Source organism: uncultured Maricaulis sp., from assembly GCF_905480005.1.
Lineage (GTDB): Bacteria > Pseudomonadota > Alphaproteobacteria > Caulobacterales > Maricaulaceae > Maricaulis.
Genome location: NZ_CAJQOO010000046.1, coordinates 1 through 7991, shown reverse-complemented (window position 1 = coordinate 7991; position 7991 = coordinate 1). Strand labels below are relative to the sequence as shown.

6 protein-coding genes and 1 pseudogene are annotated in these 7991 nt (G+C 63.3%); 3 read left to right on the top strand and 4 right to left on the bottom strand.

Annotated features, from left to right (window positions below; all coding sequences use genetic code 11):
* The first annotated feature begins 386 nt into the window (after positions 1 to 386).
* Positions 387 to 3656: an autotransporter domain-containing protein gene (locus QZ266_RS05560; protein WP_295692409.1), complete on the top strand. Its 3270-nt coding sequence runs from the start codon at positions 387 to 389 to the stop codon at positions 3654 to 3656.
* Between the two features lie 90 nt (positions 3657 to 3746).
* Positions 3747 to 4433, top strand: a complete 687-nt coding sequence (locus QZ266_RS05555) for a hypothetical protein (RefSeq protein WP_295692406.1) — start codon at positions 3747 to 3749, stop codon at positions 4431 to 4433.
* A gap of 9 nt (positions 4434 to 4442) precedes the next feature.
* On the opposite strand, the gene QZ266_RS05550 is transcribed toward QZ266_RS05555, so the two are convergent.
* Positions 4443 to 4775 carry a helix-turn-helix transcriptional regulator gene (locus tag QZ266_RS05550; RefSeq protein WP_295692403.1) on the bottom strand — a complete coding sequence of 111 codons (333 nt, stop codon included), beginning with the start codon at positions 4773 to 4775 and terminating at the stop codon, positions 4443 to 4445.
* Between the two features lie 93 nt (positions 4776 to 4868).
* Positions 4869 to 5519 carry a hypothetical protein gene (locus QZ266_RS05545; RefSeq protein WP_295692401.1) on the bottom strand — a complete coding sequence of 217 codons (651 nt, stop codon included), beginning with the start codon at positions 5517 to 5519 and terminating at the stop codon, positions 4869 to 4871.
* Positions 5520 to 5664: 145 nt separating this feature from the next.
* On the opposite strand from QZ266_RS05545, the gene QZ266_RS05540 reads away from it, so the two are divergent.
* A complete protein-coding gene (locus QZ266_RS05540; protein WP_295692399.1) occupies positions 5665 to 6519 on the top strand; it encodes a 1-acyl-sn-glycerol-3-phosphate acyltransferase in 855 nt (284 codons plus the stop codon).
* A gap of 21 nt (positions 6520 to 6540) precedes the next feature.
* Here QZ266_RS05540 and QZ266_RS05535 read toward each other — a convergent pair whose 3' ends face one another.
* Positions 6541 to 7665 carry a VCBS repeat-containing protein gene (locus tag QZ266_RS05535; RefSeq protein ID WP_295692397.1) on the bottom strand — a complete coding sequence of 375 codons (1125 nt, stop codon included), beginning with the start codon at positions 7663 to 7665 and terminating at the stop codon, positions 6541 to 6543.
* Between the two features lie 140 nt (positions 7666 to 7805).
* Positions 7806 to 7991 (bottom strand): annotated as a pseudogene (locus QZ266_RS05530) (succinate dehydrogenase iron-sulfur subunit); the annotation flags it as partial.

Below are 7991 nucleotides of genomic sequence, written 5' to 3'. Positions count from 1 at the left end.
GCCTGCACTTCGCCCGTATTGGGATTGAAGACATCGCCATATTGACCGGATGTGCCAACGGCCGCCTTGCCATTGAGGAAATGATGGATCTCGCGCGTCATTGCTACGCTCCCGAAACTCGTGTGGACCCGATCCTCGCCGGGACCGGTTGCTGGCGCTGACTTAGTATGCCGGCCCGCAGATGTCGAGCCGGTCCGCAGACCACGCCGCGACGTTTCACCAATGCCCGCAATCTGGCGCGGCCCGCCGGGTTGGCAGCTCGGCCGACGCGTCGATTGCGCCTTGTCAGGCTGACAGGTTCAGCCGACAATCTTGTCAGAAAATGCGACCAAATGGGATGAGCGCTGATGCTCTGTGTCCCGGGTCCGCACCGGGGGGAAATACGCATGTCCGAACTTCGCGCTTTCAAGACACTGCTCATTGCCACGTCATCCGTCCTGGCGCTGGCCGCTTCGCCAGCCCTGGCGCAGCAGGAGGTTGGACAGATCGTGCCGGTGGACGGCGTCACGCCTGATGACATCCTGGACAACGCCACCGACGTGACCGGCATTGGCATGTTCTTCCGCAATGACGGCTTTGTCTGCTCGGGGACGCTCATCAATCCGCGCACCGTCCTCTTCGCCGCCCATTGCGTGAATGATCGGGATGCCAGCGATTTCGGGGACACGATCGGCGCGGCCTGGTCGTTCGGCGCCGATTCCCTGCCGGGCTTCATCGACTGGGTGAATAACGGTCTCAGCAGCAATCCGGACCTTGCCGTCTTCAACGTCGCGCAGGTCCTGTACAATCTGGAATCGCGCGCGCGCCCCGAGGGGTTTGGCTTCCTTGAAGGCGACGTCGCCCTTTCGGTTCTCGATACACCTGCCGGCAATGTCCCGACCTGGGCCCTGCTCTTCTCCGCACTTCCGGCGCCAACCGCCTACACGCAGGCCACCGGCTCCGGATACCATGTCGATCTCATCGGCTACGGGCGAAGCGGGGACGGCACGACGGGCGCCTCGATCGGGATCAACTGGCGCCGGCATGCAGCAGAGAATTTCATTGGCGCCCTCGCCTCTATCGATGATCGCAATATTGTCCTGTTTGGCGCAGCCTTCGGCGATCTGCCGCAGAATCTCTACCAGCTCGATTTCGATGACCCGACGCGGACCAACCCGTATGATTTCGATCTGTTCCGGGGCGACGCGGCGCCGAATGAAGGCACAACAGCGGGCGGTGATTCCGGCGGCCCGCTCATTCTTGATGCGGCTGGCAATGCCGGCGTCGAAGAAGACCTGGTCATCGGCGTCCTGTCGGGCGGCTCGCGCTTTTTCGGACCGCAAGTCTTCTCCTCCTACGGCACATCCAGCTTCTACCAGCCGCTCTATCTGTTCTGGGACTGGATCGTGGAGAACAGCCCCTATCGTTACGTCTCGACGACCGGCGGTGACGGCAATTGGGAAAACCCGAACCATTGGGTGACGATGCTTGATCCGGCCTTCCGGGTCATTGATGCGCAAGGCAATATCGTCAATGGCCTCCCCACCTCGCCGGGTGAAGGGATCAACGATACATCCGACCCCTGGGGTGAAATCTGCTTTGCTCCGGTCGAGTGCCAGACGCTGGAGACCGGGGTCACAACGCCCTATGCGGGCGGCAGTTCCGAAGTCAGCGGTCTCGGCTCGCTTTCCCTTGAGACCGGCGACCAACCGATCCGCTTGCCGGTATCGGAACAGAATCCGGCCTACGCCGTGTCCGAGGTCGCATCGACCGGACCAGGCACCCTGTCGGCCCTGCCGGCCGCCACGCTCGACAATGGCTTGCCCGGGGCGTCCGGCTTCGTGGCTGACAATATCAACGCCACATCAAGCTCGATCGGTCGTTATTTCGATGTGACCCTGAGCAGCGGCACGACCCGCCTGTCCAGTGCCGTCGAGATTGACCGGCTCACGCTCGCGGGCGCCGAGGCCGGCCTCAACATCGCCGCCGGTGGCGATCTGACCAGCCTGATCGAGATCATGCACCAGTCCGGCACGATGAATGTCGACGGAAGACTGACGAGCTATGGCGATTACCTCCTGATGTCCGGCCTTCTGACCGGCACGGGCACGATCAACACGCCCTACCTTACCAATATCATGGGGTTGATCGGACCCGGCGGGCTTGGACAGGTCGGCAATCTCACAGTGAATGGCAATGTCGTCCTGGCATCGGCCAGCGGTCTCGCAATCGATGTCGCCCCCGGCGGCTCGGACCGCCTGACGGTCAATGGCACGATCTCGCTCGGCGGAACGCTTTTGCTCAATCCGGTGAATGGCTACCTGCCGCGCTATGGCGACAGCAACAGCTTCATCCTCGCGACGGCCATTACCGATGGCTTCACCGACATCATGGATCTGCCCGGCGCGCTGCGACCGACGATCAGCTTCGCCAATGGCATCGCCTCCTATCGCATTGAAGCCGACGACCTGACCAGCCAGGCCAGCTTCAACAATTTCTTCCAGTACAATCTCGCCAGCGCACTCGATGGCGGTCGTGCTGGCAGCTATGACGATCTGGCTACGATTTACGGTCTGGTCGACTTGCTGGAGGGCGGAAACCTGACCGCCGCGCTCGACAGTTTTGCGCCTTATGAGAGCGTGATGTTCGATCGCTCTGCCCGCGCCCAGACCAATGCCCTGAACGCGGCACTGCGCCGCCAGATCGGCAATCGGGGCAGCGAGGCCGAAGCCATGGCAGAAGTCCTGGCCAGCGCAGAACTGCACGCCAATGGCATGGGCCATGCGGTTCAGTCGAGCGGCGCGAAATCACTCTTCCGCCGCTCAACACCATCCGATTCTGCCCATGGCGAGACCGGGTGGCGCGCGTTCGGGCAGCTCGGCTTTGTTGAGGGTGATGCGGCATTGATCGCGGGCGCCGGCCGGTTCGATTTCGATGGCGGATTTACGCTCCTCGGCATTGAGGGCCAGGGCGCCAATGGCTGGTCCGGTGGCGGAGCCATCGGCTTTGCGCAAACCGATGGCGATGCAATGAATTCGGTTGGCTATGTCACCTCGGAAGTCGCCACGACCCAGTTCAGCCTGTTCGCCGGCCATGCGTCGGAGCATTGGAACCTGACAGCTCACATCAATTATTCCGATTTCGAGAATGATGGCCTGCGCAGCCTGGCGACGGGCGGCATGTCACGCCTGCAACAGGACGGGTCGGCCTTTGGTGGCGGCGTCGAGCTCACGCTCGATTCCTGGTTTTCCGGTCCGGTCGCGATCTATCCGGTCGCCAGTGCCGAATACACCGAGTTCAGCTTCGACAGCGCAACAACAATCGCCGGACCCGCGAGTTTGGATATTGCCGGCAGATCGGCGACCAGCTTCCAGACCCGGGCCGGAACACTCATCGAGTGGGAGGCCTTCGGTATCGAGCCCAGCGTCTATCTCGGCGTGGTCCATGATTTCGGCGATGGCAGTGAAACCTACGCGGCGGCCTTCTCGAATGCCCCAAGCATCGCCTTCGCATCGGCCGGGGACCTGACCCTTGACGGCACGTGGTACGAGGTCGGGGTCGGGTTTGAAAAGACGCTGGAGAACGGTCTGGTCGCTTCGGTCAGCCATGAGCGCGAGATCAACCGTAATTATCTCGACCGCTCGGTCACCACACTGGCGATATCCTTGCCGTTCTGAGACTGATCACACCAAGGGCCGCTGCGACTGGCGCGACGGATTGTCCGGTTCAATACGTTGAACCGGACATGGCTAATCGGGAATTTGCTGATGTATCGCGCGACAACCGCCCTGGTGGCTCTCCTCTGTCTGACAGCCTGTGCCGGCGGCCGGAGCGGCCAGGACGAACGACCTCCGTCCGGTTTCGATGGCGCAGCCCGTCTGGTTGACCGGGGCCAGTACGCCGAGGCCCTGCCAATCCTGCGCTGCGTGGCGCGGCAGGGGGAAGGGTTCGAGATCGCCGAATACCTGGCCGGTCACAGCGCGCTGGCCCTGTCGCGGGAAGCCGAGACACCGGACCTGCTGCGCGATGACATGCGCGCGGAGGGCTTTGATCGCCTGATCAAGGCTGGCGAGGCGGGCTGGCCCGCGGCCCAGGCCGAACTGGCCGAGGCCTTCTCCACGCTTGAAACCGACACATCGCGCACGGACGCGGCCTATTGGGCGGAAGTCTATCGCGGCAACACCCGGGAACGCGCCTATGGGCTCGACCGTCTGGATGATGGCGTGGAGGCCCGGATTGACGCCGCCCTGTCTGCCGAGGAGCGCGCGTCAGCCTCGGCCCGGGCAGCCGCTTTCACCCGAACGCCGCTGGAACGCCTCCCCATGACACCGGATTGTGCGGCCCATGTCCGCTCGGGTCGCGGGCGCTCCGGCGCGGGCGAAGGCCGAGGTCGCCCCGGCGGCGGCAGTGGCGGTCGAGGCGGGCAAGGCCGGGGCCCTGGAGGCCGCGGCTAGTCGATCCGTTCAGGAGGCCTCGGCTAAGGCCTCACTGACCGTGCCGACAAGATCGGAGCGGTTGTGGCAACACTCATCGACGAGGAAGTTGACGAGATCCCGCGTCCCGGACGGATCCACCGAATAGAGCATGAAGCGCGAGCGGCGCTCCGCCTTGACCAGGCCGGCCCGCTCCAGCGCCTGCAAATGCCCCGTCATCGTGGAGGGTGGAGTTTCAAAGCCCTGGGCCAGCTCCCCGGCCGAGACACAATCGGGGGCCTGATCGCACAGACGGCGAAAAAGGGCGAGGCGCACGGGATGAGCCAAGGCTGCAAATCCGGCGAGAGCGTTGCGAGCATTCATGCCTTCCGGGTTACGGGTAAAGCATGACTACCAGATTGGGTTTTGGTGAAAGTTTTGCGACACGTGGCCTGTCCTGGCAGGGACGGGCAGCGCTCAGGCCGCGCTATGCCGCTTGGGAAAGACACGATCGATCAAGCGGCTGACCAGCCCGCATCGCACGCCGCGCGGGCGACGGGCCGGATCCGACACCCGGGCCAGGCCGGCCAGCGAGGTCGCTTCGCACACCTTGCCCGCTTTGCGGAAGATCGCCGCCTCGCCACCGATCCGGGCCTCCATCACCCAGGTCTGATCGCCTTCGAGGGCATCCGCGAGGCGGGCGCAGGCGCCGTGATCGGCACCCAGAAGCACCAGCACACCGCCATCACGCAGTCGGCTGGATACATGGCGCCAATTGGCAGCCATGGCCGGGAAGCCTGTTTCGGCGCCAAAGATGGCCAGGTCAAACGGAGCGGCGTTTACATCGGAACGCGCCGCCGGACCGCCGCTCAGCGCATCGGTCGGAATGGCGCGACTGTCACACGCGGCCTGCAAGGCCTCGATCGCGCCCATCGGCGCCACGATCTGGTGATGCGCGCCTCGCTTCAGACAGACGGCGCCCAGATCACCGGCACCGATCTGGATGGTGCGCTGGCCGGACTCGACAACGGTCGCAAGATAGTCCGCCACCATGTCATCCTGGATCCGCGCGCGCTTGGTCGGCAGGCGGCGGATTTCCCCGGCAGGCAGTGTCTGGGTCATCGTCATGGCGTGTTCCATTCGTGAACAAGGCGTTAACGTCTGACCGGGCCGTCGCAAGCTGCGGGCCAATTCGTCAATCTTCCGGTAACCCTGTTGCGTCGCAACGCGAAAACCCGTTGCTTCGGGAGCGCTGCGGGGGTTTCCTGCCAGCATGACCGAAGCCGATTCTTCGCCGCCCGCGGTGAAGCCGCATATTGTCGACGAGCTGATCGAGGACAGGGCGCCACGCCTGATCCACACACCGATCTGGCCGCTGATTCGCACAATCGGCTATCCCATGCTGGGATATCGACGCGCCGTCGCCATGGCCGATGCCATCGCCGACCTGTCCGGCACGGAATGCTTTGAATGGGCCTCCGACTATCTTCGACTGAACACCGCGTGTAGCGGCCTGGACAATGTCCCGGAGAGCGGACCCTGCGTGATTGTCGCCAATCATCCGGGCGGGATCGCAGACGGCATCGCCCTCTGGGACAGCCTGAAGGCCCGCCGCTCCGACCTTCTCTATTTCGCCAATCAAGATGCCTTGAAGGTCTGTCCCGGCCTGGAAGAGCGGATCATTCCGGTGGTTTGGCGCGATGAGCATCGCAATCGTAATCAGAGTCGGGAAGTCCTGCGGCGCGCGATCGAGGCCTTCAAGGACGGTCAGTGCATCGTCCTCTTTCCGTCCGGCCGCATGTCGGAATGGAGCTGGAAGCATTGGTGTCTGCGCGAAAAGCCCTGGCAACCGACCGCGATCAGCCTGGCCCGCAAATTCGGCGCCCCGGTCATCCCGCTGGCCGTGCGCCAGCGCATGCCCCTGCTCTACTACGTGCTCGCCCAGCTCAATGAAGAGCTCAAGGACATGACGATTTTCCACGGCCTGATGGGCAAGGCGGGCGCCAAATACAAACTCGCCTATGGTCGCCCCATGATCATCGGCAAGGATGATGGCTCAGACGCCCAGGTCACCGAGATGTTCCGCGGCATTTGCGAGCAACAGGCCTGGGGGCGTGGTGGCGCATGAGCCACGCCAATCGGGCGACCGCTAGTCCGGGTCAATCCGATTGATCAACGTATAGTTCGACCCTTCGGAGACGGCATAAACAATGTCGGGGCGACCGTCCGCGTTCAGATCGCCAACCGACAGATTATAGCTGTCAGATGCCTCATCCCCGACTTCCAGGGCAACGAAACCATCACCGTCGCGGAGGTAAACGCGGTTGCGGACACCCCCGTTTGCCACGGCAATATCTGTCATTCCGTCCTGATTGAAATCGGCGAGGGCAAGACCAAAGACGATGTCCGCTTCGGCACCGAAACGTTCAATCTGCGCGAAGCCGCCGTCACCATCATTCACGAAAATCAGGCTTTCGGCCCCCATGCCTCCGGCGATGATATCGGGATGATCATCGCCCGTGACATCGCCCAGCTCGATGGCGCGGATTTCCATGTCCAGCTCACCGCCCAGCAAGGTCGGTTCGGCAAAACCGCCTTCGGTCAGGCCGCGATAGAGCACGACACCCTCGCCGCCACGATTGGAGAAAATCAGGTCCGCCCGGTCATCGCCATCCACATCGCCGATCGCCACCTGGATGGTCTGCCAGGCGCCCGGCAACTCGATGTCCACACCGAATCGGCCGTGCCCGTCATTGAGGAAGTATCGGTTCGCCTCTCCACGCTGGACGAGAACAAGATCCAGATCCCCATCGCCGTCCAGATCGGCTGCGGCGATGCTGCGCGCCTGCGCAACGGGACCCAGCTCACGCGCCTCGGAGAAATGCCCCGCGCCGTCATTGAAGAGGAGAAGAACCGGCAGGAGATCGCGCGCGATCGCCGCATCAAGATCACCATCGCCATCCAGATCGGCCAGCGCCGCTTCATAACCGGTCGCCCGGTCGGGGCCGGCATTGCGGGCCGAACGGAAGAAACCCAGCCCGTTATTGAGGAAGACCTCATCCTGCTGGATCCAGTGCCGACCATTGACGGCAAATCCGTCCAGATCCCCATCGCCATCCAGGTCTCCCAGATTGACCGAGGCGGTCAGCGCGGTTTCCTCCCCGAAGAAATTATAGGGGTGGAGCCAGAAGGGGTCCTGGGCCGACGCCGAAGCGAGGGGCACGCTTAGCCCGAGGAAGATTCCGACGAATGCGCTTGAAACCGGTCTATCCATGCCATTCCCCTTTGTGACCGGACGCTAGCGATTGGCACGGAGGGGGGCTAGTTACGATTTGGTCGGAACATGCCTCGGCGCACAAAAAAGCCCCGCCGGACCGGGCGGGGCTTGATTGATCTTTCCGGCAGAGGCCAGGCCTAGCTTTCGCGTTCGACCATCATCTGCTTGATCTCGCCGATGGCCTCGGCCGGGTTCAGGCCCTTCGGGCAGACCTGGGCGCAATTCATGATGGTGTGGCAGCGATAGAGCTTGAACGGGTCATTGAGCTCGTCGAGGCGCTCGCCCGTGGCTTCGTCGCGGCTGTCAGCCAGCCAGCGATAGGC